The sequence below is a fragment of the Roseobacter sp. HKCCA2468 genome (assembly GCF_037805105.1).
Classification (GTDB): Bacteria; Pseudomonadota; Alphaproteobacteria; order Rhodobacterales; family Rhodobacteraceae; genus M30B80.
Genome location: NZ_JBBLYN010000005.1, coordinates 32,501 through 59,297, shown reverse-complemented (window position 1 = coordinate 59,297; position 26,797 = coordinate 32,501). Strand labels below are relative to the sequence as shown.

General features: G+C 56.1%; 28 protein-coding genes and 1 tRNA gene (1 of these 29 only partly in view). 15 read left to right on the top strand and 14 right to left on the bottom strand.

The window, feature by feature from the left end:
- Genes truB through AAC620_RS11210 form a run of 3 tightly spaced genes read left to right on the top strand, consistent with a single transcriptional unit; the run spans window position 1 to window position 2,317 of the window.
- The gene (truB, locus tag AAC620_RS11220; RefSeq protein ID WP_340245043.1) at window positions 1-906 is read left to right on the top strand and encodes a tRNA pseudouridine(55) synthase TruB; all 906 of its coding nucleotides are present in this window, start codon (window positions 1-3) and stop codon (window positions 904-906) included.
- Window positions 903-1,409, top strand: a complete 507-nt coding sequence (locus AAC620_RS11215) for a DUF1643 domain-containing protein (RefSeq protein WP_340245042.1) — start codon at window positions 903-905, stop codon at window positions 1,407-1,409. The genes truB and AAC620_RS11215 overlap by 4 nt, the downstream gene beginning before the upstream one ends.
- Window positions 1,400-2,317 (top strand): alpha/beta fold hydrolase, encoded by a 918-nt coding sequence (locus tag AAC620_RS11210; RefSeq protein ID WP_340245041.1) that lies wholly within the window; start codon window positions 1,400-1,402, stop codon window positions 2,315-2,317. The genes AAC620_RS11215 and AAC620_RS11210 overlap by 10 nt, the downstream gene beginning before the upstream one ends.
- Here AAC620_RS11210 and AAC620_RS11205 read toward each other — a convergent pair.
- Window positions 2,314-3,810: a calcium-binding protein gene (locus tag AAC620_RS11205; RefSeq protein ID WP_340245039.1), complete on the bottom strand. Its 1,497-nt coding sequence runs from the start codon at window positions 3,808-3,810 to the stop codon at window positions 2,314-2,316. The two genes, AAC620_RS11210 and AAC620_RS11205, sit on opposite strands and share 4 nt — an antisense overlap.
- A gap of 354 nt (window positions 3,811-4,164) precedes the next feature.
- Between AAC620_RS11205 and rpsO the strand changes: the two genes are divergently transcribed.
- The 3 genes from rpsO (at window position 4,165) to AAC620_RS11190 (ending at window position 7,626) form a co-directional block, all read left to right on the top strand.
- Window positions 4,165-4,434, top strand: coding sequence for a 30S ribosomal protein S15 (gene rpsO, locus AAC620_RS11200; RefSeq protein WP_317656736.1), 270 nt, complete (start codon window positions 4,165-4,167; stop codon window positions 4,432-4,434).
- Between the two features lie 252 nt (window positions 4,435-4,686).
- Entirely contained in the window at window positions 4,687-6,822 is a 2,136-nt protein-coding gene (gene pnp / locus AAC620_RS11195; RefSeq protein WP_340245038.1) for a polyribonucleotide nucleotidyltransferase, read from the top strand.
- Window positions 6,823-6,990: 168 nt separating this feature from the next.
- Window positions 6,991-7,626 (top strand): L,D-transpeptidase, encoded by a 636-nt coding sequence (locus AAC620_RS11190; RefSeq protein ID WP_340245036.1) that lies wholly within the window; start codon window positions 6,991-6,993, stop codon window positions 7,624-7,626.
- A gap of 37 nt (window positions 7,627-7,663) precedes the next feature.
- Here AAC620_RS11190 and AAC620_RS11185 read toward each other — a convergent pair whose 3' ends face one another.
- The 6 genes from AAC620_RS11185 to AAC620_RS11160 all read right to left on the bottom strand — a co-directional run bounded on the left by AAC620_RS11185 (window position 7,664) and on the right by AAC620_RS11160 (window position 11,410).
- Complete coding sequence (locus tag AAC620_RS11185) at window positions 7,664-8,317, bottom strand: peroxiredoxin (RefSeq protein WP_317656733.1); 654 nt, start codon at window positions 8,315-8,317, stop codon at window positions 7,664-7,666.
- Window positions 8,318-8,431: 114 nt separating this feature from the next.
- Entirely contained in the window at window positions 8,432-9,082 is a 651-nt protein-coding gene (locus tag AAC620_RS11180; protein ID WP_340245034.1) for an RluA family pseudouridine synthase, read from the bottom strand.
- Between the two features lie 7 nt (window positions 9,083-9,089).
- Window positions 9,090-9,305 (bottom strand): hypothetical protein, encoded by a 216-nt coding sequence (locus tag AAC620_RS11175; RefSeq protein ID WP_340245033.1) that lies wholly within the window; start codon window positions 9,303-9,305, stop codon window positions 9,090-9,092.
- The gene (locus AAC620_RS11170) at window positions 9,302-10,168 is read right to left on the bottom strand and encodes an MBL fold metallo-hydrolase (RefSeq protein ID WP_340245031.1); all 867 of its coding nucleotides are present in this window, start codon (window positions 10,166-10,168) and stop codon (window positions 9,302-9,304) included. Before AAC620_RS11170 ends, AAC620_RS11175 begins: the two co-directional genes overlap by 4 nt.
- A 70-nt stretch (window positions 10,169-10,238) precedes the next feature.
- Entirely contained in the window at window positions 10,239-10,898 is a 660-nt protein-coding gene (locus tag AAC620_RS11165; RefSeq protein ID WP_340245029.1) for a ChrR family anti-sigma-E factor, read from the bottom strand.
- Window positions 10,895-11,410, bottom strand: coding sequence for a sigma-70 family RNA polymerase sigma factor (locus AAC620_RS11160; RefSeq protein ID WP_340245130.1), 516 nt, complete (start codon window positions 11,408-11,410; stop codon window positions 10,895-10,897). The genes AAC620_RS11165 and AAC620_RS11160 overlap by 4 nt, the downstream gene beginning before the upstream one ends.
- A 337-nt stretch (window positions 11,411-11,747) precedes the next feature.
- Between AAC620_RS11160 and AAC620_RS11155 the strand changes: the two genes are divergently transcribed.
- The 4 genes from AAC620_RS11155 to AAC620_RS11140 are packed head-to-tail and all read left to right on the top strand — an operon-like array spanning window position 11,748 to window position 15,814.
- Entirely contained in the window at window positions 11,748-13,040 is a 1,293-nt protein-coding gene (locus AAC620_RS11155) for an NAD(P)/FAD-dependent oxidoreductase (protein WP_340245028.1), read from the top strand.
- A gap of 12 nt (window positions 13,041-13,052) precedes the next feature.
- Window positions 13,053-13,817 (top strand): DUF1365 domain-containing protein, encoded by a 765-nt coding sequence (locus AAC620_RS11150; protein WP_340245027.1) that lies wholly within the window; start codon window positions 13,053-13,055, stop codon window positions 13,815-13,817.
- Entirely contained in the window at window positions 13,817-15,055 is a 1,239-nt protein-coding gene (locus AAC620_RS11145) for an MFS transporter (RefSeq protein ID WP_340245026.1), read from the top strand. The genes AAC620_RS11150 and AAC620_RS11145 overlap by 1 nt, the downstream gene beginning before the upstream one ends.
- Window positions 15,056-15,085: 30 nt before the next feature.
- The gene (locus tag AAC620_RS11140) at window positions 15,086-15,814 is read left to right on the top strand and encodes an SDR family NAD(P)-dependent oxidoreductase (protein ID WP_340245024.1); all 729 of its coding nucleotides are present in this window, start codon (window positions 15,086-15,088) and stop codon (window positions 15,812-15,814) included.
- Here AAC620_RS11140 and AAC620_RS11135 read toward each other — a convergent pair.
- Together AAC620_RS11135 and AAC620_RS11130 are read right to left on the bottom strand one after the other, a co-directional pair.
- Window positions 15,811-16,953, bottom strand: coding sequence for a saccharopine dehydrogenase C-terminal domain-containing protein (locus tag AAC620_RS11135; protein ID WP_340245022.1), 1,143 nt, complete (start codon window positions 16,951-16,953; stop codon window positions 15,811-15,813). The genes AAC620_RS11140 and AAC620_RS11135 overlap by 4 nt on opposite strands.
- Before the next feature lie 13 nt (window positions 16,954-16,966).
- Window positions 16,967-18,010 (bottom strand): saccharopine dehydrogenase, encoded by a 1,044-nt coding sequence (locus AAC620_RS11130; protein WP_340245020.1) that lies wholly within the window; start codon window positions 18,008-18,010, stop codon window positions 16,967-16,969.
- Window positions 18,011-18,276: 266 nt separating this feature from the next.
- Between AAC620_RS11130 and AAC620_RS11125 the strand changes: the two genes are divergently transcribed.
- Complete coding sequence (locus AAC620_RS11125; protein WP_317656722.1) at window positions 18,277-18,804, top strand: DUF4329 domain-containing protein; 528 nt, start codon at window positions 18,277-18,279, stop codon at window positions 18,802-18,804.
- Between the two features lie 69 nt (window positions 18,805-18,873).
- Here the strand turns inward: AAC620_RS11125 and ykgO are convergent, their stop codons facing one another.
- The gene (gene ykgO / locus AAC620_RS11120; protein WP_012177066.1) at window positions 18,874-18,999 is read right to left on the bottom strand and encodes a type B 50S ribosomal protein L36; all 126 of its coding nucleotides are present in this window, start codon (window positions 18,997-18,999) and stop codon (window positions 18,874-18,876) included.
- Between the two features lie 63 nt (window positions 19,000-19,062).
- Window positions 19,063-19,137: transfer RNA gene (locus tag AAC620_RS11115), tRNA-Val, on the bottom strand.
- 174 nt (window positions 19,138-19,311) lie between these two features.
- On the opposite strand from AAC620_RS11115, the gene AAC620_RS11110 reads away from it, so the two are divergent.
- Window positions 19,312-20,196: an N-formylglutamate amidohydrolase gene (locus tag AAC620_RS11110; RefSeq protein ID WP_340245018.1), complete on the top strand. Its 885-nt coding sequence runs from the start codon at window positions 19,312-19,314 to the stop codon at window positions 20,194-20,196.
- Here AAC620_RS11110 and AAC620_RS11105 read toward each other — a convergent pair whose 3' ends face one another.
- Both AAC620_RS11105 and pyrF read right to left on the bottom strand, forming a co-directional pair.
- Window positions 20,197-21,450, bottom strand: coding sequence for a DNA polymerase IV (locus AAC620_RS11105; RefSeq protein ID WP_340245016.1), 1,254 nt, complete (start codon window positions 21,448-21,450; stop codon window positions 20,197-20,199). It lies immediately after the preceding gene.
- A gap of 11 nt (window positions 21,451-21,461) precedes the next feature.
- Window positions 21,462-22,157 (bottom strand): orotidine-5'-phosphate decarboxylase, encoded by a 696-nt coding sequence (pyrF, locus tag AAC620_RS11100; protein ID WP_340245014.1) that lies wholly within the window; start codon window positions 22,155-22,157, stop codon window positions 21,462-21,464.
- Between the two features lie 144 nt (window positions 22,158-22,301).
- On the opposite strand from pyrF, the gene AAC620_RS11095 reads away from it, so the two are divergent.
- The gene (locus AAC620_RS11095) at window positions 22,302-23,075 is read left to right on the top strand and encodes a hypothetical protein (protein WP_340245012.1); all 774 of its coding nucleotides are present in this window, start codon (window positions 22,302-22,304) and stop codon (window positions 23,073-23,075) included.
- A 117-nt stretch (window positions 23,076-23,192) separates the two neighbouring features.
- Window positions 23,193-25,808: an ATP-dependent chaperone ClpB gene (gene clpB, locus AAC620_RS11090; protein WP_340245010.1), complete on the top strand. Its 2,616-nt coding sequence runs from the start codon at window positions 23,193-23,195 to the stop codon at window positions 25,806-25,808.
- A 58-nt stretch (window positions 25,809-25,866) separates the two neighbouring features.
- Here the strand turns inward: clpB and AAC620_RS11085 are convergent, their stop codons facing one another.
- Window positions 25,867-26,349 carry a fasciclin domain-containing protein gene (locus AAC620_RS11085; protein WP_340245008.1) on the bottom strand — a complete coding sequence of 161 codons (483 nt, stop codon included), beginning with the start codon at window positions 26,347-26,349 and terminating at the stop codon, window positions 25,867-25,869.
- A 304-nt stretch (window positions 26,350-26,653) separates the two neighbouring features.
- On the opposite strand from AAC620_RS11085, the gene msrP reads away from it, so the two are divergent.
- Window positions 26,654-26,797, top strand: the beginning of a protein-coding gene (gene msrP, locus AAC620_RS11080; protein WP_340245006.1) for a protein-methionine-sulfoxide reductase catalytic subunit MsrP. Its footprint extends 762 nt past the window's final position; 144 of the gene's 906 nt are visible here — the first part of the coding sequence; it begins with the start codon at window positions 26,654-26,656; its stop codon lies beyond the right edge, outside the window.

Sequence of the window (26,797 nt, the reverse complement as noted above, 5' to 3'; positions counted from 1 at the left end):
ATGGCACGGCGCAAACGGGGACGCGACATCTCAGGCTGGTTGATTGTCGATAAACCTGCGGGGGTGAGTTCCAACTTTGTGGTGAACAAAGTGAAATGGGCGTTGGATGCGAATAAAGCGGGCCATGCAGGCACGCTTGATCCTGAGGCGACAGGTCTTTTGGCGGTGGCGCTTGGCGAAGCAACCAAGACGGTGCCTTACATCACTGATGCCCTCAAAGCCTATGAGTTTGAAGTCACCTTTGGCGCGGCGACCAATACTGATGATGCCGAAGGCGAGGTGATCGCCCGCTCTGACCTGAGGCCGAGTGATGACGACATTCGTGCGGGCCTCGCCGCGTTTCGGGGGCATATCACGCAAATTCCGCCGCAATATTCAGCTGTGAAAATCGATGGCCAACGCGCCTATGCCTTGGCGCGGGCGGGCGAAGATTTGGAACTATCCGCGCGGCCGCTTTACGTTGAGACGCTTGATCTGGTTTCGCGCAAAAACCCTGAGTCTGCGGTCTTGGAGATGGTCTGCGGCAAGGGGGGTTATGTGCGCGCGATTGCACGAGATTTGGGTGCCGCATTGGGCTGTTATGGCCATGTTGCGTGGTTGCGCCGTCTGTGGTCGGGGCCTTTCGACTTGGACGATGCTGTGAGCTTGGAACAGGTTGAATTGGCCGCGAAAACCACGGCGCTTGATGCGGCTCTCTTGCCGCTTGAACATGCGTTGGACGGGTTGCCACATTTGCGCGCAACCTCAGAAGGCGCGCAGCGCCTGCGGGTTGGAAACCCTGGGCAGGTGATGGATGCCGCACCCAATTATGGTGACCAAGCATGGGCCAGTTTTGAGGGGCGGCCTGTTGCCATTGGGCGGTATATGGGGGGCGAGCTGCATCCAAGCCGCGTGTTCAACCTGTGATCCGCCGCGCGTTCCAAAAGGGTGATGCCGCGTCAGAGGCAGTCTATTCCGATTGTGAGGCCTATCGCTATAGCCTCACGCGGATTTGGGAGGGGGACGGCCAGCGCGTGGGGTTTGTGATGCTGAACCCCTCCACCGCGACCGAGACGCAAAACGACCCCACAGTCGAGCGCTGCGAACGGCGTGCGCGCGCGCTTGGGTTTGGCAGCTTCACAGTGGTGAATATTTTTGCATGGCGCGACACAGACCCCCGCGCGATGCGTGCCGCCGCTGATCCGATTGGGCCTGCCAATGATGATGCCATTTTAGAATGCGCAACTGCAGCGCATCAGATCATCTGTGCATGGGGGGCGCATGGGGCGTTTTTGGGGCGGGGGGCACAGGTGGCGGCATTGCTGCGCCACGTTGAAAAACCGCTTTACCATTTGGGATTGTCGAAGGAAGGTCATCCCAAACACCCGCTTTATATTCCGTATTCGACCACGCCAATTTTGTGGAATTGATCTTGGAGGCACCGATGGACAGCGCGATTTCAGGTTTTGTGAAGGAACACATCAAAACCAACGGGATCACGCTTTCAGTGCATCATGGCGGTCATGGTGCGCCCTTGATTTTGCTGCATGGCTATCCTCAAAACCATATGTGCTGGTCAAAGGTCGCGCCCGATTTGGCCCGCGATTTTCATGTGATCATCCCTGATTTGCGCGGCTATGGTGAGAGTGAGGTTGTCGCCGCCGATGAAGAACATCGCATGTACTCCAAGCGTGAGATGGCCTTGGATGTGGCGGGGGTTATGGATCATTTCGGCATCGAAAAGGCCCATATTGCGGGGCATGATCGCGGCGCACGCGTGGCCTATCGCTTTGCTTTGGATCATCCTGGTAGGCTGGATCGTTTGGCGATTTTGGAAATCGTTCCGACCGTTGATTTTTGGGCGGCATGGGATGCGGAATTGGCGATGAAGGCCTATCACTGGACGTTCCTTGCGCAGCCCGCCCCTTTGCCCGAGCGGATGATCGCAGCAGATGGGCCTGCCTATATGGATTGGACATTGGCCTCGTGGACATATGCCAAGGATCTAAGTGCCTTTTCTGACGTGGCCTTGGCCGCCTATCGCGCCCAAGCGGCTGATCCCGCGCGCATTGCAGCAATGTGCAACGATTACCGCGCGGGCGCATTCTTTGATCGCGGATTGGATGCAGAAGATCGGGCGGCGGGTCGGATGATCACGGCGCCCCTCTGCTTTCTCTGGGCTGAGGCAGGCTTTCCCGCGCGCACGGGTGATCCTTTGGGGATCTGGCGGGCATGGGCGGAAAACGTGACGGGGCAGGCCGTGGCCAATACAGGCCATTTCATGCCCGAAGAACAGCCCGAGGCGGTTTTGGCCGCCTTACGGGCGCATTTTCTTTAGGACGCGCCTCCAATCGCGCGCAGATGGATATTGTCGGGATTTAGACCCGTTATCTGGCTCAGCGATAGGGCGAGATTGCCATCAAGATAGACATCTGTCCTGCCATCTATTTCACGCAGTTCAAGGCTTGGGTCAGGGTTTGTGGTCGGATCATAGAGAAGTTCAATCCGATCCTCTCGAGGGTCGAAGTCTAGGATATGTGCAGCGGTGCCTGCCTGTTGCAGCAAGGGTGCCGCGATAATTAAATCTGCGCCACTGCCCGCGAATACGGTATCACCCGCGTCTGCGATGATGGTGTCGTCACCCTCATCGCCTGATAAATCGTCAGCGCTGCCCCCTGCGGCCTCATCAACGATCCCGTCAATGCGATCATTGCCAGCGCCGCCCAGAATGAGATCATGACCTGCCCCGCCCGTGAGGCTGTCATTGCCGAGGCCCGCGAGAATGATGTCATCGCCTTCCCCGCCGAGGATGTAATCATCCCCCGTTTCACCGATCAGCGCATCATTGCCTTCGCCGCCGTCAATAAAGTCATTTCCTGCGCCGCCAAGAATGCCGTCATCGCCGCCATCCCCAACCAACTCATCCGCGCCTTCCCCGCCTTGGAGGATGTCATTGCCGTCATTTCCAAATATTGCATCATTGCCGAGGCCGCCTGTGATTGTGTCATTCCCATCGCTGCCCGTTATTGCATCGTTTGAGACGGGGCCAAGATTGTCGGCCATGTCGGCGCGCGCCTCAACGGCGGGTGCGAGGCTTTCGTCAATCAAATCGGAGAGGCTTGGGTCTGGGGTATTGGCCTCTGGCAGATTAAGTGTTGGGGAAGAAACTGGCCCAGTGGGCGCAGGTGGTGTGTTCGGCCCAAGCAGATCGGGGAAACGCGGCGCAATGTTGGCGATGCTCACGCCATCGGGGAGATTAAATTCAAGGTCATCAACTGATAGCTCGGAGAGGTCGCTGAGAAATGCAACCGGCATATCATTGACATAGAGCGTGATATTTCCAGGAAGGGTAGTGTTGTCATAGGTGACGGTCGGGGCGCTGCCCCAGTCGCCTGCTAAATTCACCACCAATTTATCGGCGCCGCGGGAGAAATCAGCGATTTCTGGAAGCTGGTCGGAGCCATTGAGCGGATCAATGGACAGCGCGAATGTATCTGCACCGAAGCCACCAAACGCCACATCATCGCGAGCTAAACCAATCAGGTCATCGCCCGTGCCGCCATATAGAACGTCCCGTCCCAAACCGCCGAGCAAAATGTCATCACCACCCTCGCCGAGAATTTCATCGTCACCATCGCTGCCGATCAATGCGTCAGGCTGTTCGCCCCCCATGATCAAAAACCCAAGCGGGGCAGAATTTAGGGTCAGGGGTGTGATCTGCGGATCATTTTCCGCAGGCCCGTCTTCGGCCTCATCCAATTGCAGGTCAAACATACCTGCAGCGGCATAGCCTGCCGCGATCAAACTGATCAAACCCGTAAGCGCAAGCATCACCCACTCCCGCACATTATGCGACACCCTCAAAAGATCACCGGATTTGCGTGATGTGGCGCGAACCTTGCCCTAATGGCAAAATCTGATGCTATGGCAGCAGCAGATGCGTGATGCCAAGCGCCGATGAACGGAGCATGGCAAGGCTGAAAGATGCCATACATCGCCAAGGTTTTGGATAAAAATTTGCGCTCAAGGTTAACAGACCTGTGCGGCACAGATCAAAAAAGCCTTTTCATTTCCGCGATTCCCCCCTATGTGGCCGCAATCCATGGCGCTTGCGCTTTGGGGAAATGGCCTTGCTGGACGACATCCCGGCCTGTGCTGCAACCCTCTAATGTAAAGGAGAGCCCGATGTCGATTACTGCTGAAGAAAAGAACCGTTTGGTCAAGGAATTTGCCACCAAAGAGGGCGACACTGGTTCCCCCGAGGTGCAGATCGCGATCCTGACATCGCGCATTACTACGCTGACTGAGCATTTTAAAACTCACGCCAAAGACAACCATTCGCGCCGCGGCTTGCTTAAGCTTGTTGCTCAGCGCCGTAAGTTGCTGGATTATGTGCGTGGGAAAGACGAAGCGCGTTACCAGTCGCTCCTCGAGCGTTTGGGTATCCGCCGCTAATCTTTGCCTTTATCAGTTTGAAGCGCCCGCTGATCCTGTCAGCGGGCGTTTTTCATTTGATCATTAGATATTTCAGGCGCGATTTCTGTCTATGCTTTTCATATCGCACAATCTGCGCTATGTGGCGCGCATCTGAGACGTGACGCAACGACCCCGGCGCATGGGATGATGAAGGGGGTCGGCGGCAATGGGGCCGCCAATGAAACGGAAGACCCGAGAAGGCTTGGGAGTGCTTCCACACAGGAAATGATGATGTTCAACGAAGTGAAAAAATCGATTCAATGGGGCGAGGAAACCCTCACCCTAGAAACGGGCAAGGTTGCCCGTCAGGCAGATGGCACAGTGATCGCAACGCTTGGGGAAACCAGCGTTATGGCAAATGTGACCTTCGCCAAAGAAGCTAAGCCAGGTCAGGATTTCTTTCCGCTGACTGTGCATTACCAAGAGAAATACTACGCCGCAGGCAAGGTGCCTGGTGGCTTTTTCAAGCGCGAAGCGCGTCCTACCGAAAAAGAGACGCTGACCGCGCGCTTGATCGACCGACCCATTCGCCCCTTGTTCGTTTCGGGCTTTAAGCACGAAGTTCTCGTGATGTGTACGGTTCTCAGCCATGATTTGGTGAATGATCCCGACATCGTTGCGATGATCGCCGCTTCTGCAGCGCTGACCATTTCGGGCGTGCCTTTCATGGGGCCGATTGCAGGCTGCCGCGTTGGCTTTGAGGATGGGGAATACATCCTGAACCCGACCGTTGACGATATGCAGGGTCTGCGCAACAACCCCGACCAGCGTTTGGATCTGGTTGTGGCGGGCACCAAAGACGCCGTGATGATGGTTGAATCCGAGGCCTATGAGCTGACCGAGGATGAAATGCTCGGCGCGGTCACATTTGCCCATGAGCAAATGCAGCCCGTGCTTGATCTGATCATTGATCTGGCAGAAGTTGCGGCGAATGAGCCGTTTGATTTCACCCCACCCGATTACAGCGCGCTGTATGAAAAGGTGAAATCCTTGGGTGAAGCGCAGATGCGCGACGCCTATGCGATCCTTGATAAACAAGACCGCGTTGCCGCTGTATCCGCCGCAAAAGAAGCGATCAAAGCGCAGCTTTCCGAAGAAGAATTGGAAGATGAAAACCTTGGTTCGGCACTGAAGAAGCTGGAATCTTCGGTTCTGCGTGGTTCGGTTGTGAAAGACGGCAAGCGGATTGATGGCCGCGCCTTGGATGCGGTTCGTTCGATTGTCAGCGAAACGGGTCTTCTGCCCCGCACGCATGGCTCGGCGCTGTTCACCCGTGGTGAAACTCAGGCCTTGGTTGTGACCACGCTTGGCACAGGCGATGACGAGCAATTCATCGATGCGCTGCATGGCAATTTCAAAGAAAACTTCCTGCTGCATTACAACTTCCCCCCCTATTCTGTGGGCGAGGTTGGGCGTGTTGGCTCACCAGGTCGCCGTGAAATCGGCCATGGTAAGTTGGCTTGGCGTGCGTTGCAGGCGGTTCTGCCTGCGCCAACCGATTTCCCTTACACGATCCGCGTTGTTTCTGAGATCACAGAGTCGAACGGGTCTTCCTCAATGGCTTCGGTCTGTGGTGGTTCCTTGTCTATGATGGATGCAGGCGTGCCGTTGAAAGCCCCTGTTGCGGGTGTGGCCATGGGTCTGGTCTTGGAAGAAGATGGCTCCTACGCTGTTTTGACCGATATCCTTGGTGATGAAGATCACCTTGGCGACATGGATTTCAAAGTGGCAGGCACTGAAGCGGGGATCACCTCGCTGCAGATGGACATCAAGGTTGCAGGGATCACCCCTGAAATCATGAAAAAGGCGCTTGCGCAGGCGAAAGCAGGGCGGATGCATATCCTTGGCGAAATGGCCAAGGCATTGTCTTCGGCCAATGCGTTCTCGGCACATGCCCCACGCATTGAGACCATGCAAATCCCAACCGACAAGATCCGCGAAGTGATCGGGTCTGGCGGTAAAGTGATCCGCGAGATCGTGGAAACCTCAGGCGCCAAGGTTGATATCAATGATGATGGCATCATCAAGATCGCAAGTGCGAACCAAGACGCCATCAAAGCCGCCTATGATATGATCTATTCCATCGTGGCTGAGCCTGAAGAAGGCAAGGTTTACAAAGGCAAAGTTGTCAAAATCGTTGATTTCGGTGCTTTCGTGAATTTCTTCGGCAAGCGCGATGGCCTCGTTCATGTCAGCCAGATCGAAAACCGCCGTCTGAACCATCCAAGCGATGTTCTTCAGGAGGGCCAAGAGGTCTGGGTGAAGCTCTTGGGCTTTGACGACCGCGGCAAAGTGCGTTTGGCCATGAAAATGGTTGACCAAGAGACTGGCGAAGAACGCAGCGAAGAAGAGGCATCGGCGGAGTAAGCCCCGCCTGAGACTAAGAAAACCCCCGCAGCCTTGGTTGCGGGGGTTTTTACCAAGGCGTCACTGACGCAAATGTTAACCGCCCCGCTGCGTGATGTTCTTGTGTCACTGGGGGCAGTTGCGGCATATTTCGGCCAGTAAATTGGCCCCATAACGATGGATTTTTCTATGGATCGCAGACATTTCCTAGCAGGCAGCGCCGCTTTTCTCGCGACCCCCGCCGTGGCACAAGATGCCGTAGGCTTTGACGAGACGATTGAGCGCCCCGAACCACAAGGCCCAAACCCGTGGGGGTTACATCCCCGGCTGATGCCGACACGGATTGTGCATAAGGCTGGCATGGTGCCCGGTCATGTGCATGTCGACCCGATTGCAAAATATCTCTACCACATTCTCGATGATGGCACCGCTATGCGCTACGGCGTGGCTGTTGGCCGTTCGGGCCTGCAAGCGCCTGGGCAATATACGATCCGCCGCAAGGTTGAATGGCCGAGTTGGCAACCGACAGCCGCGATGATTGCGCGCGAACCAGACCTTTACGCAGAATTTGCAAGCGGTGTCCCCGGTGGGCCAGAAAACCCATTGGGTGCGCGCGCGCTTTATCTTTATGACGGGGATCGCGACACCTATTTGCGCATTCATGGCACACCACAGCCTTGGTCAATCGGCACCAGCGCGTCATCGGGTTGCGTGCGTATGGTCAACGCGCATGTCATAGAGCTTTATGAAAAATTGCCGATTGGCACGGTCGTGCATCTGCACAGACCGAATTACGCCATCACAGGCAACGGCACTGCAGCGTAAAAATAAAAGCCCCCAAATGTTGGGGGCTTTTTTCTGATTAGCTTGGCTGTTTCGTGGTGCGCAGGTAAGGCAATTTCACATCAATCTCGCCAAACTTTTCACGCGCTTGATCGTCATTGAGCGAGAGGGCCACGATCACATCTTGGCCATGTTGCCAATTTGCAGGTGTTGCAATTGGCTGTCCGAAGGTGGCTTGCAACGCATCCAGAGCGCGCAAAACTTCGGCAAAATTGCGCCCAACCGACATGGGGTAGGTCATGATCAATTGCACCTTCTTGTCAGGTGAAATGATGAAGACCGAGCGCACGCTTGCACTATCCGCGGCGGTGCGACCATCGGGCAGGTAGGCCTCGGCTGGCAGCATATCAAAGGCTTTGGACACGGTCAGATCAAGGTCTGCAATGATTGGAAATTCGGCCTTGGCGGAAGCAAAGCTTTCAATGTCTGATTTCCATTTGCCGTGCTCTTCCACGCTGTCCACGGAAAGGCCAATAACTTTGGTGCCGCGCTTGGCCCATTCTGCGCCAAGCTGCGAGACTGCGCCGAATTCCGTGGTGCAGACGGGTGTGAAATCTTTGGGGTGAGAGAATAAAATAGCCCATTGATCGCCAATCCAATCATGGAATTTAAAGGTGCCGTGATCGGTGGTCAGTTCAAGATTGGGGACAATGTCATTGATACGTAGGCCCATGGGGGAGGTTCCTTTTTTTGCCGTTACCCCCTTGATATAGGAAAGCTACCTCGCGCCTTACAGGCCCAATCTTTAGAATTATTCTAATTATGGCATGACAAAGCGCCGCAGTTCCTAGAACGGGTTTTTCGCTCGAAAGGTCATGCCACGCCCGCCATCAGGGTGGCGCAGACGCAGGGTTTCTGCGTGCAACATGAGGCGCGGAAAGTCGCGTGCAGGCCCTGTAGCATAGAACGGATCGCCCAAAATTGGATGTCCCAATTCCCGCATATGGACGCGCAATTGGTGCGAGCGGCCCGTTTGGGGGAACAGCCGCATCCGTGTGCTTGTCTCGTCATGACGCAAGACCTTCCATTCCGTCACCGCCGCGCGGCCCGTCTCGTGGCAGACCTTTTGCAAAGGGCGGTTTGGCCAATCCACAATCAGGGGCAGATCAATCACGCCCTCTTTGCCGTCAACTTGGCCCCAGACCAAGGCGAGGTAGGATTTCTTCATCATCCGCTTTTCGAATTGCAGCCCCAAATGGCGCTGTGCAGCGGGGGTGCGCGCGAAGACAATCACGCCTGAGGTATCCATATCCAGCCGATGCACCAACAGGGCCTCAGGAAAGGCAGCTTGCAGGCGGGTGATCAGGCAATCCTTCAGATGATCCCCCTTGCCTGGAACAGATAAAAGACCTGCGGGCTTATTGACGACCAGCAGTTCATGATCCTCATGGATCAATTCAAGGGGCGTGTTTGGGGGGCTGTAGACGAATTCGGTCATCGGAGGTTTAGGGATGATCGCGCGTGATCAAACGCCATGCTGACCAAATCGCGCTGCCACTGAAAAACCCACCCGCAATGATGCCAATCTCTGCCATTGCGGGGCCAGATGGCAGGCCACGATACGCGACAGCACCGCCAAGCGCGGCCACACCCACCAAGGAAAAGCAGAAGCGAAACCAAAGCTCGGCACGATCTGGCCCGAATTTGCGCTTTTTGCTCATGGGTTTGGCCCTTCTATCACACATCCATCGTAACCGATGATGATTTCGCCTGAAAACGCATCTGCACAGGCCGCGCGCCAGTGATCGGCTGTGATCTCAGGGTCATCTGCGGGCACAAGGTGGTGCAGGGCCAGACGCGGCACGCCAGCAGCTTGTGCAATTTCAGCAGCATCACGCGCCTCTGTATGGGCGCGCACAATATGCGCTTTGAGTTTTGCCCCATCGCCCGTGGTGCGGGCGACCAAGCGATCCACCCCTGCCTCAAGCATGGCTTCGTGGATCAAGAGATCACATCCACGGGCGAAATCGGCCAAAGGTGGGAAATATGCGGTATCGGCCGAAAAACAGACTGACCAGTCAGGGCTGTCAAAGCGTAGCGCAAAGCAATCAAGAATGGGGGGGTGATCAACCCGCAACGCGCGCACCACTAGGCCATTTGGCAGATTTGCCACGATGCCCTCATCATATTCGGTGATCGTCACTAACCCGCGCAAATCGGGGCGGCCCTCATCATCAATGCGTAGATCAATGTCGAAAGCGAGAGACGCAAGGAACCCCTCCCACACTGCGCCAATGCCTTTGGGGCCGTAAACATGGACAGGGGTGGCAAGGCCAGATGTCCAAGCGGTGTGGATCAATCCACCCAATTCCAAAATATGGTCTGAATGAAGATGGGTGATGAAAATCAGATCAAGCGATTTGAGCGAAAGCCCTGTCTGCACAAGCCCCTTGGACACACCAAGTCCGCAATCCACAACACAGCTGCGCCCTGCAATCTCAAGTAAGCTAGAGGTGGGCATTGGGCCCTTGGGGCGAATTGCAGGCCCGCCTTTTACACCCATAAGCACGACTTTGTTGGACATGAGAGCGCCCTTTCGCCTGTTCACGCCCCTGCCTAGCCAAGCAGGGCGTGAATGGAAAGCGGCCAGTTGATCAGATGCGCAGGAATGTTTGCGCGATACGCGGCAAGAGGCCTTCAAATTTCAGGCGCGCATCGGTGGCAATCAGACAAATGCAATCTTCGCCCGCCTCAGCCACGGGGGTGTGGTTCATGGTTTCATCACCAATTTCGATGTCACCACGCCCGAAACGGTCGGTTTCATCACGATAGGCCCCTTGAAGCACCAAGGTCATTTCGGTTCCGCGATGTGTGTGGCGGGGCATCGCTTGGCCCGCTGGAATGAACAAAAGCCGCGCGGTGGCATCCTTGCCTTCGCTGATAATCGCTTGCTTGCAGCCCATTCCAATCGGGCGCCATTTCACATCTGCCAAATCGCACCCAATCATATCGCGCAGCGGGGCAGGGAAAATGCCATCTTCTGGCCGAGTTTGATTTTGCGGGCTGGCCGCCTCTGATGCGGCGCTTTCATTGATAAGGCTCAAGGTTTTGGAAAGGCTGTCCTGTGCAAGGGGGGCCTCGTCCATTTCGTCTAGGATACAGCCGCCAACCGCATCAAAGGCATGCAGCCTTGCGCGGGCGTCATCACTGAGCGAGACATGAGTGGCGACAACAAGATCGAAAGCCGCAGGCAAACTGCCTGCTGCGTAGCCGATCAAAAAGTCGTCACTGATATGGTGTTTTACTTCGGTCATTTGGTCGCTTGGCTCATGTTATGACGCAATCTCTCTAGCGCCAACCTAATTCTCGATTTGATCGTGCCAAGGGGCAGGCCTGTTTCTGTTGCAATCTCGCCATGGCTGAGATCCCCAAAATAGGCTTTTTCGATCAAAACTCTTTGTTTCTGAGGTAGTCTTTTAAGGGCTTCGGCCAGTTTGCGGCTCTCTTGTTGGAGGGCAAGAACATCTTCTTGGTCGGGTTCTGCCTCTGGCCCCCATGGTAAATCTTCTGGCTCTGGTCGTGCATATTTGCGCAACAGGTCAATCTTGCGGTTCCGCGCAATGGTGAAAATCCATGTCGCAACCGAGGCCCGTGCGGGATCAAACAGATGTGCTTTGCGCCACAAAGTGGCCATCACATCCTGCATACATTCTTCCGCCAGCGCCTCATCCGCGCCTGACTTGATCAAAAAGGCCTTAACGCGTGGGGCGAAATGCCGAAACAAAGCAGCGAAGGCCGCTTGATCACGATCTTGCGCAATCGCCATCACTTCGGCGATCCATTCGCAGGACTGCGCCTTGAGGGGGGGAGGGGTCAGCGGTTTTGACATCAGCGGTTCCGCATCAGCGGGGGCTGACTCATGCCGACCTTGCGCGCAATGTGCATCGCGAGGGTCACCTGCCGTCAAATTATGAACATCAAGGTCAAGCATAACACGGTTACGCGCAGGTTACAGGGTTGGATCAAAAAATTATCGTGAGGGCCGTCCGCCCTTCGAACTTTGACGCACGCTTAGAAAAAATTGAGGCAATTTTTAATCCAAGGCGCGACAGGGGGCGTAAACTTGGCTAGACAGAGAAAGAACACTAACAAGGAAAACATCCGTGCCATTTGAAACACCTCCCGCCCCCCCTCGCACTGTGGCCGTCATCGGGGGAGGGATCTCAGGGATGGGGGCCGCTTATTACCTTGCGCCAAATGCCAAGGTAACCTTGTTTGAAGCGGAGCATCGCCTCGGGGGGCATGCCCGCACTGTGGTTGCAGGCCGCCACCGCGATCAGCCTGTTGATACGGGGTTCATTGTATTCAACTACGTCAACTATCCCAATTTGGTGCGTCTGTTCGAAGAGCTACAGGTTCCTGTTGTCGAGAGTGACATGAGTTTTGCGGCCTCAATCGGGGGTGGGGCGATTGAATATGGCCTGCATTCGCTCAAGGCACTCTTCGCGCAACGCAAAAACCTTATGCGGCCGCAATATCTGCGCATGTTGGCTGACATCATGCGCTTTAACGCACAGGCGGCCAGTTTGGCCAATGACAGCTCACAAACTTTGGGCGAGTTCATGGATGAGTTGGGTATGGGCGCGTGGTTTCGCGATTACTACCTGACCCCAATTTCTGGCGCGATTTGGTCGACCCCAAAAGAGGAGATCATGGATTTCCCCGCCCAGGCCCTTGTGCGGTTTTTCCAAAACCACAACTTGCTGCAGGCGTCAGGCCAACACCAATGGTGGACTGTGCATGGTGGTTCTATCGAATATGTCACGCGGCTAGAGCGCGCGTTGAGCGAGCGCGGGGTGACCATCGTCACCAATGCAGGTGTGGACAAGGTCAAGCGCGTTGCGGGCGGTGTTGAGATCCGCCGCGATGGCCAATGGCAGCGCTTTGACGAGGTGGTCTTTGCAACACATTCTGATGACAGTTTGGCGCTCTTGGCGGACCCAACCGCGCAAGAACAAGCCGCCCTTGGCGCAGTCCGCTATCAGCCCAATGAAATGGTGTTGCACGCAGATCGCCGCGCGATGCCATTGCGCGAAGTCACATGGGCAAGTTGGAATTACACCGAGCGCGCAGGCCATAGCGGTGGCCCAATTGATCTGACCTATTGGATGAACCGCCTGCAACCTATCCCAAAATCTGACCCGCTGTTTGTGACATTGAACAGCCGCGGTGAAATTGCAGATGATTTGATCTATGACACAGCAACCTTCCGTCATCCCGTTTATGATTTGGCCGCATTAGCTGCGCAAGGCACAGTGCGGGCCATGAATGGCACTGGAAACACTTGGTTCTGCGGGGCGTGGATGAAAAATGGGTTCCACGAGGATGGGTTGGCCAGTGCGATTGATGTGGTCAATGCCATGGCCGAACGGGATCGCATGGTTGCGGCGGCCTGACGGGAGAAAGCAGTGTCATCATCGGTGGATTATATCGCAGGCGAAACATTTCATGGCCGCAGGGGCGCTGTGGAAAATGCGTTTCGATATTCCATTGATTACGTGATGCTTGATGCAGAGGCGGATGATCTGATTGCCCCCGCATTGTTTGGCCGGAACAAGGGAAATCTTGCGGCCCTACGGGATCTTGACCATGGCGGTGCGCCCAAAAACGGAGCGGGGGCCAGTTGGGCACGCGGTGTTTTGGCCGCGCATGGATTGGCCGAGCAGACCCAAGGCAAGCTGATGCTTTTGGCGCAGCCGCGTCTCTTGGGTCATGTGTTCAACCCTGTCAGTTTTTGGCTGGCCTATGATACCCAAGCGCGCTTGCGTGTTGTTATTGCCGAAGTATCTAATACTTTCGGTGATCGGCATTCCTATCTTTGCCATCGCGAAGATCTCGAGGAAATCACCCGTCACGATATTTTGCGGGCGAAAAAGATCTTCCACGTCTCGCCCTTCCAAGAAATTGAGGGCGGTTATGAATTCCGCTTTGATATTCGTGCGGATCGGGTGGGGATTTTCATTGATTATGCCACGGGGAATGAGGGGCTTTATGCCACGCTGACCGGCGCGCGCCGTCCGTTGCGCAATGGCGATATCTTGCGCGCCTTATGGCGGCGGCCTTTTGGGTCGCGCAGGGTTTTGGGCCTGATCCATTGGCAGGCGCTGAAATTATGGATCAAGGGCGCGCCCTATCGTCCGCGCCCTGAGCCGCCCGAACGCGAGGTGTCTTGATGGTAAAGCGCAGCGCGCCCTTGGCGGGCTACGCAGTTTTTGCCGCCATGCTGTCGAGCGCGGGCCTGCCCATTTATATCCATGCCCCGAAATTCTATGTCGATGAATATGGCTTGGGCCTTGCGGCGCTGGGGGGCATCCTTTTCGGCTTGCGGTTATTTGACGTGGTGCAAGACCCTGCTTTGGGATGGTTGGCACGCACCACCCGCGCCTATCGGGGGGGCATGGTGGCGGGGGCTGTGACGATCCTTGCCGCCTCCATGTATGGCCTCTTTGCCATTGCCCCCCCGATTGCCCCGATGTGGTGGTTTGCGCTGACCTTAATCGGATTGTTCTCGTCTTTCTCGTTCCTCACGATCTGCTTTTACGCCGAGGGTGTGCAAACCGCCGAGCGGCTTGGAAAAGATGGTCATTTGCGCCTTGCCACATGGCGCGAAACGGGGGGGTTGTTGGGGGTATGCTTGGCGTCAGTTGCCCCGATTGCATTGGCAAGCTTCTTGCCCAACCCGTTTACGGGTTTTGCGATTGGCTTTGTGGGTCTTTGCGCCCTTGCCTATGTGTTGATGCGCCCTGACTGGGGGCAGGGGGCGGCGACACCGCCAACCGCCTTTGGCACAATCTTGCGCGATCAGACGGCGCGGCGTTTGTTGGGCATTGCTTTGATCAATGCCGCCCCAGTCGCGGTGACCTCCACCCTTTTCCTGTTCTACGTTGAGGGGGTGTTGCAGGCCCTTGGATGGGGGGGGCCGCTTTTGTTGTTGTTCTTCTTTGCTGCCGCGCTTTCCGCCCCATTTTGGACACGGGCCGCCACGCGCTTTGGGGCCAAGCCTATATTGTTGTTTGGCATGGCTTTGTCGATTTTGGCCTTCGCCTTCACCCTCGCTTTGGGGGCGGGCGATGTGGTGGCTTTTGCTTTGATTTGTTTGGCTTCGGGCATGGCGCTTGGGGCAGATTTGACGATCCTGCCTGCCATTTTCTCGCGTCATTTGTCCAAAATCGCACCCGAGGCGGGCGCAGCCTTCGGATTGTGGTCTTTCGCGACCAAATTCACCTTGGCCTTCGCCGCCGTCACCCTATTGCCCCTGTTGGAGGCCGCAGGGTTTGAGGCGGGCGCGGCCAATCCCGAAGCGGCATTGTCGCGCTTGGTGCTGCTCTATGCGGCGGTTCCGTGCGCGCTCAAGCTGCTTGCGATCACGATTCTGAGCATCACACCTTTGCCACAAGAACGCGCGCGCTAGGTTTACTTTCGCGAGAGAGATGGGGATTTTATGCGAGATTTTGCAGGAAAGACATATTGGCTTGTCGGCGCATCCGAAGGATTGGGTGCAGCCTTGGCTGAAAAATTATCTGGCGCAGGCGCGGAGGTGATCTTATCCGCCCGATCTGAGGCGCGGCTTAACGAGGTTGCGACACGCCTAAACGGCCCATCTCGGGTTGTGCCCATGGATGTCAGTGATGCGAAAAGCGTGGCCAACGCCGCTAGGGATGTCGGCGATATAGATGGGATAGTCTATCTTGCAGGCGTTTATTGGCCGATGCATGCCAGCGCTTGGGATAGCGACCAAGTCTTGGCGATGATGGATATCAATGTCATGGGTGCGGCGCGCGTCTTGGGCCATGTCGTGCCGCAATTCGTGGCAAAGGATGCAGGTCATATCGTCATCACGGGCAGTCTATCGGGCTTTCGTGGCCTTCCTTCGGCCACGGGCTATGGCGCATCGAAGGCGGCGGTGATGCATATGGCGGAATCCCTGCGTGTGGATATGCGGCGCAGCAATGTCGCGGTGCAACTGGTCAACCCTGGTTTCATCCGCACGAGGCTGACCGATAAGAACAATTTTGCCATGCCGTTCATCATGGATCCCGCTCCTGCGGCAGATATTTTCTTGCGCCATATGCGGCGCAAGAAATTCAGTTGCAGTTTTCCATGGGGCTTTGGGGCGTTTTTCAGGGTCAGTCAGTTCTTCCCCGATTGGCTTTATTACCGCATTTTCTAGGCGAGATGGTCGACCACAGACAGGCTTTGGGCAAGGGTTCTCACAACCTCCATCCAGTCGCGGACAAGCCCGATATCATGCGGCGCAGCGGACACGCCCGCAGGCACGGCCCCTGTGATTGCCGCTTTGACGGCCAGTGCGACAGGGGTTGAGACAAGCCGCGCCATCGCTGTGCCGCGCGCATCGCCCCATGCATCCATCACATAGGTTTTGTGCCACCGCGCACTTCCCGCGACCTCAGCCTTGAGAGAGACGCATAAAACAACGCGGTCTGGCTCATCTGCCTCATAGGAATTTTCGCGCCAGAATTGGTCAGACATCTCGCGCAGCCGCGCATCGCCCGCGGCCCCCTCGAGGGTTTCTATTTCGCGGAACACGGGCGCCCATGCCTTAGACCACCCATCAAGTCGCAAAGTGCCGCGCACAAAGCGCTGCACATTCCAATCGGCTTCAAACCCGTATTCGGCCATGAAAGGCAGGCTATCGCGGTTTGGATAGACCTCAAATTCCTCTGGCGTTTCAAGGGGTGCGGTGTAGTGCGAAATCGCATCCCAAGGCCGCGAGACGTTCAATTCTTTGCCATCGGCAATGGAACGCGAAGGCGACCGCAGTGCCTTGAGAACGCCAAGCGGCGACCAGCTGAATTTGTAGCGAAACGGGTTCGGGATTTTGGGAATCCCGCCGCAATAAGAGATGAAATCATGGGCATTTTGCGGATCAAAAGCAGCACTGTTGCGATAGTCATGCATAAGGGCATGGGCCATCAAATGGTCAATGCCAGGGTCAAGGCCCACTTCATTGATCACGCAAACCCCAGTCTTGCGTGCCGCCTCATCCAATGCGCGCATTTCAGGTGCGATATAGGAGGAGGAGACAAAATGTGCCCCTGCCGCAATCGCCATTGCGGCCAGCGGCACATGCATATCGGCAGGCAGCATTGAGATTACCACATCGCCCTTTTTCGTGGCTTCGGTGAGGGCTGCCATATCAAACGCGCGGATCTCTTTTGCGATATCCCCGACAGCGGCCTTGGCTTTGTCGACACTGCGGTTCCACACGACCACATCGCCTTCGGTTTCAATCAGATGGCGTAGGCCTGGAATGGAGGACAGACCTGTTCCACACCAATTAATTGTCATGATCTAAACTCCCTTAAACTTGTGCGATATGGTGGTCAAAGCGGGCCTTGGCGCGGCCCCACACGCCTTGGGTCAAATCCCCCAACCCGTGCAAAGATGGCAAAAGCTGCGCGGCGTAATCTTCCGAACTTTCTAGCGGCAAGAGAGAGGGCAGATTGTCAATCGCCATGACATCTAATGGTGGCACATCATGCACCCGCAATGCAGGTTCCCCCCATGTGGTGACATGATCATAGACCTTGATTGGCGAGAAATCGGAACTTGGATCGCAGGCAATATCCCCAATCACGCGCAACGCGCGCGGGGCCTCTTTGGCGCTTCGCGGCACAAATACGGGCACAGAAGGATCCGCGAGAATGCAGTTGAGAAACATTTCATGATCCAGAATTTCTGGGAATGGCCCGCCTGATGCCGTTTCTGCCATGTCCCAAGCAGTCACTGGAATGCCAAGTGCCGCGCAAAGATCGCGCGCGCCTGTCCCGACCCGCCCCAAGGCACCGATGATGATGGCGCGAGGCGGATCAATTGCTTTCATCTCACGCTGCAATTCGGCAATCAAAGCGTCTTTGTTGGGATAGCCTTGGATCGGCCCCATGAGTTTGGGTTGTGCAATAAGCGCCTTCAGCGACACTGCCGCGCCCGCGAACCCCGCCCAATATCCAAAGGCGGCTACACGGCGGCCATTTTCATCGACCAGATATTCCAAATCGTAAAGCGTGCCGCCGCCCGCCTTGAATCGTTTCAACAACCTTTGTCCCGCAGGTTGGCCCTTATAGGCATGTCCGAACATGATGTGACGATGGTGCAGGGGTTGATCGGTTTCTGGCAATTCTTTGAGGCCAAAGATGATCGCATCTTGGGGGGCATCTGCCCATGAGGAAAAGGGTGCGGTTGCACAGCCTGCCTTGATATACCCCTCAACAGGGATCACGCGCGCAGGGCTTTCTTCAACCGTAATTTTCATGCCTTGGGCGATCAGTGCGGCAGCGCCTTCTGGGGTTAGTCCCACCCGCTCCTCGCTTTCGCGTTCTTCGGCGCGCAGCCAGATATGTGTCATGCCCTCTTCCTTCCAAATGCGGGTCTGTCTTTAGGCGAGCCATTTTTTGCGGCAACCGCGCTTTTGGCACAAAAGCGCATATGCGCGGGCGAGTTGCAAGACGGCGCAGCATCGTATCTGCGGCGATCTTATTGTGTTTTTTATGCCTCTTTTTAGGGAATTGTGAGGCCGTTTGGTGTGCCGTGTCGCAGAAAACTTGCCCCATTTTGGTGCGGGCCGCAAATTTGCGACAAGAGGGGTTTCTTGGGGTTTTGTGAAAAATGAAGATGCGGCACATAGTGATGCTTGGGGCCTTTGGCCTTTGTCCGATCATGGCCACGGCCCAACCTGCAGGCGAGATGGAGGCGGCGCGCGAGATATTGTTAGAACTGCAAAGCCGATCTTTCGCGGAGAATCGTGAATATTGCGGCTATATTGGCCTGATGCCCGATGGCACCTACATGGCGACCGAGGTGACACGGGGGACATCGGATTCCTGTTTGTCGCGTGGGGATGAAAGCCGCTTTGTCGAGGTTACGGCATCCTTCCACACCCATGCAGGCTATGACCCTGATGCCGATAGTGAGGTGCCGTCCGTTGAGGATCTCGCGGGCGACATAGACGAAGGCGTCAATGGATACGTCGCCACACCGGGGGGGCGGCTATGGTTCAATGACGGAGAGGATGGGGTCGCCTATCTGATCTGTGGGCCGAATTGCATGGGCCAAGATCCGCGTTATCGTGAGGATGTCTCAGATCAAATCCAAGACAGCTATAGTTTGGACGAATTAGAAGATCGCCAATCTGGTTGGTAGGCCCAAAGAAAAAAGCCGCCCCAAAAGAGGGCGGCGTTTTTCATTAGATCATAAGCTCTTGCGCTCGGCTTAGCCCTGACGGGCTTTGAAGCGGCGCTGCGTCTTGTTGATCACATAGACGCGGCCCTTGCGGCGCACGACGCGGCAATCGCGGTGACGCTGCTTGAGCGAACGGAGCGAATTCTTGACCTTCATGGGTCTTCTCCTTCTCGCGGCGCGGCGGTGCGCCTTTGTTCGTTTGGCACGGGATTGTGCCGATGGTGGGCGGTACTGGGATCGAACCAGTGACCCCTACGATGTCAACGTAGTGCTCTACCGCTGAGCTAACCGCCCGATGTCGTTACGGATCGCACCGCTTTTTCCACGCGGCCTTAAGGTAAAGCCAAATGAAACAGAAAAACGGACGTCACGGGCCAAGCCCGTTCCGCAGTAGCGCGGTCTTTAAAAGGAATCGCGGGGCGGTTCAAGGGCTTTTGGTATTTTCCAGAACTGGGCTATATCCAACACATGAGAAACGCACAAAATAGCAGTCCCGCCTATGATTTGACTTTGCCAGAGGTGCATCTGGCCCCTGTTGTTGTGGCTTCACCGCATTCTGGTGATGTCTATCCCGCAGAGTTTCTGGGCGCGATTGATATTGACCCCCACCAAATCCGCAGTTCCGAAGATGCGTTTGTGCATCTTTTGGCGGAACGCACTGCTGAATTTGGGGTTCCGTTTTTAAAGGCTCGATTCCCGCGCGCCTATGTTGATCTCAACCGCAATGCGGATGAATTGGATCCCGCTGTTATCTTCGGGGTGGCGCGGGGGGCGGCATCGCCACGCATTGCAGCAGGGCTTGGGGTGATTCCGCGCGTGGTGGCCAATGGGCGCAGCATTTACCGCGGTAAGATCACCCGCGCTGAGGCTGAGGCGCGTCTGGCCCGTGTTTGGCATCCCTATCACGCCTGTCTGAGTGATTTGATGGCTGCGGCGCGCGCGCAATTTGGACGCGCCATTTTGTTGGATATGCATTCCATGCCCCATGACGCCTTAGGCGCCGCTTTGGTGGGTAGCAAAAGTAAGCGCCCCGATCTCATTCTAGGGGATAGGTTTGGTGGTGCCGCAGATCGTGAGATTGTTGATCTTGTCCATACTGCATTTGAAGAGCAAGGGTTCACTGTGGCGCGCAACACGCCCTTTGCAGGGGCGTATATTGCCCAAGCCTATGGCAAGCCGAACCGCGGGCTTCATGCTGTGCAAATCGAAATTGACCGCGCTCTTTATATGGATGAGGCGGCGATTGCCCAAAATGATGGGTTCGAAGATACCCGTCTGCGGGTCACAGCGGCTTTGGCGAAGGTCATTGAGGCCTTTAAGGAACCTGACGCGCAGCCTCTTGCCGCTGAGTGATCATCGCAGCGCGCGGCCCTTTACGATCGCTTGATCGCCAAATTTTTTGCGAATTTCATCCGAGGCGCGTTCCGCTTGGAGGCGTTTGGCCTCTTGTGGGTCAAGCAGATTGCCTGCGCGATCCCCCTGAGCTTCGGGGATCAAATCCCCCAACCCCAAACCGATCAGTCGAAAGGGCGCAAATTTCAGATTAGCCGCAAGCAATTGCGCGGCTTGCGCATAAATGCGGTCTGCCATTTGCGTGCCATCGGGCAGCGCGGTCTGGCGGGTCAGCGTTTTGAAATCATGGGTTTTCAATTTCAATACCACAACACGCCCTGCAAGCCCCTGCGCCTTTGCGCGTGCCGATAGCTTTTCTGCCAGACGCCAGATATGTCCATCGAGCAAATCAGGATCACGAAGATCATTGGGAAAGGTGGTTTCGTTTGAGATTGATTTCACCTCGCGCGTGGCCGAGATTTTGCGGTTGTCGCGTCCGAAAGACAAATCATGCAGCCGCGCGCCCCATGTGCCGAAACGCGCGACCAATTCATCTTTGGGCCAACGGCGCAGATCACCGATTTTGTGAATGCCCGCCGCCTGCAAATTTGCCTGTGCGGCTGCGCCAATTCCCCACAGCATCGACACGGGCTTTTGGGTCAAGAAATCTTGTGTTTCCGCTTGGCCAATCACCGCAAAGCCCTGTGGCTTGTCGAGGTCAGAAGCGATTTTCGCCAGAAATTTATTATGGCTGAGGCCAATCGACCCTGTCAGTCCCAATTCGGTTTTCATTCGTTTGACCAAGCGCGCCAACATCACAGCGGGCGGGTGACCATGCAATTTGCCTGTGCCCGAGAGATCCAAAAAGGCCTCGTCAAGCGATAACGGCTCAATCGCGGGGGTCAGTTCGTTCATCAATGCGCGAATTTCGCGCGAGACTGCCGCGTAATGCGACATCCGTCCCCGCAGCACCACCGCATCAGGGCAAAGTTTAAGAGCCTGAAACATCGGCATGGCAGAGCGCACGCCACGGATGCGGGCAATATAACAGGCAGTTGAGACGACACCACGCCGCCCGCCTCCAATGATCAGGGGTTTATCCGCAAGGTCGGGATTGTCCCGTTTTTCCACCGAAGCGTAAAATGCGTCGCAATCCATGTGCGCGATGGATAGATCGAACAGTTCAGGATGAGAGATCACATTTGGCCGCCCGCAGTCGGGGCAGCGGCTGCCTGCCTCAAACTCGCTCAGACAATCGCGGCAGAGGGCGGGCATGGGCGGCGCCCTTAGCCAATCTCTGCCAACACGGCGCGGGCGGCTGCAGCGGGGTCGGCGGCTTGCCAGATTGGGCGTCCCACCACGATGTGATCGGCGCCATCCGCGATGGCTTGGGCTGGTGTGGCAACGCGCTTTTGATCGCCAAGCGCGCTGCCTGCGGGGCGCACACCTGGGGTGACGATGAGGCGTCCTGCGGCCTCGGGCAGGGCGCGGATCATTGCGGCCTCCTGTGGTGAGGCGATAACCCCATCTGCGCCCGCTTCAAAGGCACGCGCAGCGCGGGTTGTGACCAGATCGGGAATGTCGCCTGCGGTGATCAGGCTTGCGTCTAAATCCGCGCGATCCAATGAGGTGAGGATGGTCACAGCCAGTATCTTGGTCTTGTGTCCAGAAGCCCCTTCTTTTGCCGCGCGCACGACATGGGGATCACCATGCACAGTCAGAAAATCGAGGTCGAATTGGGCAAGCCCGCGCACCGCCGCTTCGACTGTTGCGCCGATATCGAATAGCTTCATGTCGAGGAAGATGCGCTTGCCATGTTCGTCTTTCAGCTCTTGCGCCAAGGCAAGCCCGCCGCCCGTCAGCATCCCTAAGCCGATTTTGTAAAAGCTGACTGCATTGCCGAGCTTGGCGGCCAATTCTAAACCCGCCACCGCATGTGGCACATCAAGGGCAACAATCAAGCGGTCAGATGCAGCGGTCATTGGACGTCCTTATTCATGGGGTGGGCTCGCATCCCGTGGTAGCGATGCTTGGCCCGTGGGTCAATTGCCCGACCAAGGCAGCATTGACGCGCCCTTCTGCAAGCTTCATTCTCAGAATAGCTAAACTGGACGGAACGTCAGATCATGAAATTGTCGATTGAAGTGTCGCGTGACGATGCAAAGCCCGAACAGGGGCCTGCGCGTGTGGGGTGGTTTTTGACCGAAGAAAAAGGCGCAGTGCTTTTTGAGGCGCCTGAACGCGTGGCCTCTCGCGGGGCCAGCCGTGCGCATGCGAAATCAGCAGCGCGCTGCCCTGCCGTGGTTCAGATGGAAAGCCGCTACTTTATGGTGCGCTGCCCCTATGATCTGCATTTAGGATTTGGGCGTGACAAAGATGGGAAGGCCGTCTTGATCAATCGCGCAGGCACGAGCAGCACAATCCGTGGCAATAAGATTGCCCAAGTGGTGACCTTGGTGTCCGAGGCTGAATGGCGCTATGCTGATCGCCTGACCATTCAGCTTGCGCTGCCCTATTGCTTCATTGCGGATGAGCCCATCTATCTGACCCAACTGGCCGCTTTTGCCCATTACCGCACAGACCCCCTTCCGGGCACGATTTTTGGGGGGCGGTTTCCGCTGCATATTTGGCCGCGTCCGCTGATGTGGGCGTTCGAATGGCACCAAACGGAGAAAGATTTGGTGCTGAGGCGGGGGGAGCCTCTATTTTATGTTCAGTTTGAAACCCATGACCCTGCCCGTGCAGTTCAATTGGTTGAGGCGGCCCGCACAGCGGAATTGATGGGGTATATGAATGAGCTGGCCGCAGTGACGAATTACGTCAACCAAACATTCTCGCTCTTTGAGGCGGCGGAGCGCTTGCGGCCCGCAAAACTTTTGTCAGAACGCATTCGCGATTGAGCCTTAACCCTTGAACAAAGCGCGCTGACCTCCCAAATTCAGAGAGAAGGCCCGAAAGATGCATCATGCCGCAAAGCGGGTGGTGTGAGACGGGTGCTTAGATGAAGGAGACAGACGATGAACTTTGAAAAGTTCACAGACCGTGCGCGCGGGTTCATTCAGGCCGCTCAAACAGTGGCGCAGCGCGAAGATCACCAAAAATTGGCACCAGAGCATATGCTGAAAGCCCTGCTTGACGATGAGCAGGGTATGGCAGGCAATCTGATCACCAAGGCAGGGGGCGATGCGCGCGAGGTGCGCGCCGCTAATGATGCCGCCATCGCCAAATTACCCAAAGTCACAGGGGATGCGGGGCAGGCCTATATAGACAGCCAAACTGTAAAGGTTTTGGACGAAGCCGAAAAGCTTGCCACCAAAGCGGGCGATAGTTTCGTGCCTGTTGAGCGGATTTTGACTGCGTTGGCCCTTGTGAAATCGCCAGCGAAATCTGCGCTTGAGGCGGGCGGGGTCAATGCTCAATCCCTGAACGCTGCGATTAATGACATCCGTCAGGGTCGCACGGCTGATACGGCCTCGGCTGAAGATGGCTATGAGGCTCTCAAGAAATATGCGCGGGATCTGACGCAAGCCGCGCGGGACGGGAAGATTGACCCGATCATCGGGCGTGATGAAGAAATCCGCCGCGCGATGCAGGTTCTCAGCCGCCGCACCAAGAATAACCCCGTTCTGATTGGGGAGCCGGGTGTCGGGAAAACCGCGATTGCCGAAGGCCTTGCCTTGCGCATCATCAATGGTGATGTTCCCGAAAGCCTGCGCGACAAGCGTTTGATGGCTTTGGATATGGGCGCGCTGATTGCAGGTGCGAAATATCGTGGCGAATTCGAGGAAAGGCTGAAAGCGATTTTGAAAGAAATCGAGGCTGCATCTGGAGAAATTATCCTCTTTATTGACGAGATGCACGTTCTGGTCGGGGCGGGCAAATCTGATGGTGCCATGGATGCGGCCAATCTGATCAAGCCTGCGCTTGCCCGTGGCGAGCTCCATTGCGTGGGTGCAACCACGCTCGATGAATATCGCAAATATGTTGAGAAAGATGCCGCTCTTGCGCGGCGGTTCCAACCTTTGATGGTCGAAGAACCTGGGGTGGAGGATACAATTTCTATCCTGCGCGGGATCAAAGAGAAGTATGAACTTCACCACGGGGTGCGGATCTCGGATGCGGCGCTTGTGTCCGCGGCCACCTTGTCGAACCGCTATATCACGGATCGATTCTTGCCTGATAAGGCGATTGACCTTGTTGATGAGGCAGCAAGCCGTCTGCGGATGGAGGTCGACAGTAAGCCCGAAGAATTAGACGCGCTTGATCGTCAAATCCTGCAAATGCAGATCGAAGCTGAGGCGCTCAAGAAAGAAGAAGACAGCGCCAGCCGGGAACGGTTGGAAAAGCTTGAGAAAGAATTGGCCAATTTGCAGGAGCAATCTGCGCAAATGACGGCACAGTGGCAGGGCGAGCGCGACAAGCTTGATGCAGCGCGCAAGCTGAAAGAGGCGCTTGATCAAGCGCGGGCTGAATTGGATCAGGCCAAACGGCGGGGCGATTTGGGTCGTGCAGGTGAATTGTCCTACGGGGTGATCCCTGATCTCGAGCGGCAATTGGCCGAGGCTGAGAATGCCGAAGAAGATGTCATGGTCGAAGAGGCTGTGCGCCCCGAGCAAATTGCCGCTGTGGTCGAGCGTTGGACGGGGATCCCTATGTCCAAAATGTTGGAAGGGGAGCGGGAAAAACTTTTACGGATGGAGGAGGAGCTTGGCCGCCGCGTCATCGGCCAGCGCGAGGCGGTTTCTGCCGTCAGTCGTGCGGTGCGCCGCGCGCGGGCAGGGCTTCAGGATGAAAATCGCCCGCTTGGGTCATTCCTATTCCTTGGGCCAACGGGTGTAGGGAAAACCGAATTGACCAAAGCCTTGGCTGAATATCTCTTTGACGATGATCAGGCCATGGTGCGGATTGATATGTCCGAATTCATGGAGAAACACGCGGTTGCCCGTTTGATCGGCGCGCCTCCTGGATATGTCGGATATGACGAAGGCGGCGTTCTGACCGAAGCCGTGCAGCGCAGACCTTATCAGGTGATCCTCTTTGATGAGGTCGAAAAAGCACATCCCGAGGTGTTCAATGTCCTGTTGCAGGTCTTGGATGATGGTATCCTGACTGATGGCCAAGGGCGGCGCGTTGATTTCAAACAAACCTTGATTGTGTTGACGTCAAATTTGGGGGCGCAAGCGCTCAGTCAGTTGCCAGATGGTGGGGACATTGCAGGCGCCAAGGGCGATGTGATGGATGCGGTGCGGGCACATTTCCGCCCCGAGTTCTTAAACCGCCTAGACGATATGATTGTGTTTGATCGTTTGGGCCGCGCCGATATGGGTGGGATTGTTGAAATCCAGCTTGGGCTTTTGGCGAAACGCCTCGCTGCGCGTAAAATCACCGTTGATCTGGATGAAGCGGCCAAGGATTGGTTGGCCTCCGAAGGATATGATCCTGTCTTCGGGGCGCGGCCCTTGAAGCGGGTCATCCAACGTAGCCTGCAAGACCCGTTGGCAGAGATGATCTTGGCCGGTGAGGTCAAAGATAGCGCGCGGGTTGTTGTCAGTGCAGGCGCGGATGGGCTGATCATTGGTGACAGGGTGGCGGCCACAAATCGCCCCAAACCTGATGATGCCGTGGTGCATTAAGATCGAAAAAGGCCCCGCATCTTGCGGGGCCTTCTTTATGCGCAATCCGTGTTGCGGATTACATTGGAGGCATGATCACCTTGTCGATGACATGGATCACGCCGTTTGACGCTTCGATATCGGCGGTGACGACATTGGCGTCATTGACCATCACACCATTATCGAGGTCGATGGTGATATCTGCGCCCTGAACGGTTGCGGCAGTCATGTCATCAGAAAGATCCCCAGACATCACCGCGCCTGCGATGACGTGATAGGTCAGGATTGCGACAAGCTGATCGCGATTTTCTGGCAAGAGCAGGGTTTCAACTGTGCCTTTGGGCAGGGCGGCAAACGCCTCGTCTGTTGGTGCGAACACGGTGAGAGGGCCTTCGCCTTTCAGCGTCTCAACCAGACCTGCGGCTTCGGCAGCAGCCAGAAGCGTGGTAAAGCTGCCTGCGGCTGCGGCCGTGTCAACGATATCCTTCGAGTGACCCATCGCAAAAGCCGAAGTGGCAAAAGCTGCGGTTGTGGCAAGTGCAAGTGCAGTGCGTTTGAACATGGTTAGCCTCGTAATCAATATGGGGTTAAAGTTCAGGTTGCCGTCTCGCTGCGAAATGGATGCAAAAATAGAGATAACAATAGTGCAGATGTGAATGCGCGTGACTTGACGCGCGGCGTATCGCGCCTAAGCGCGGCGCATTTTGATCTTCCAATAAATTTGATGTGATTGCGTGTGAGCCTATGTAAATGAAACTGCGATCACGAGTTGCAAACAGTTTCGTGAGATCGTGCAACAAGGCTTGGGAAATGGCGCATCTGCGGCCATGTTCCTCGCAAAACGTGACGACAGAAAGGGTAAGCTGATGGCAAGACGTTGGACAAATGATCTGAGCATTGCAGATGCCACGCCTTATGCGGCCTATATCAACCGCCGCCAAATCATTGCGGGTGCGGCAGGTTTGATTGGTGCAACCGCCCTTGGCCTTGGTCGGGCAAACGCGCAGGAG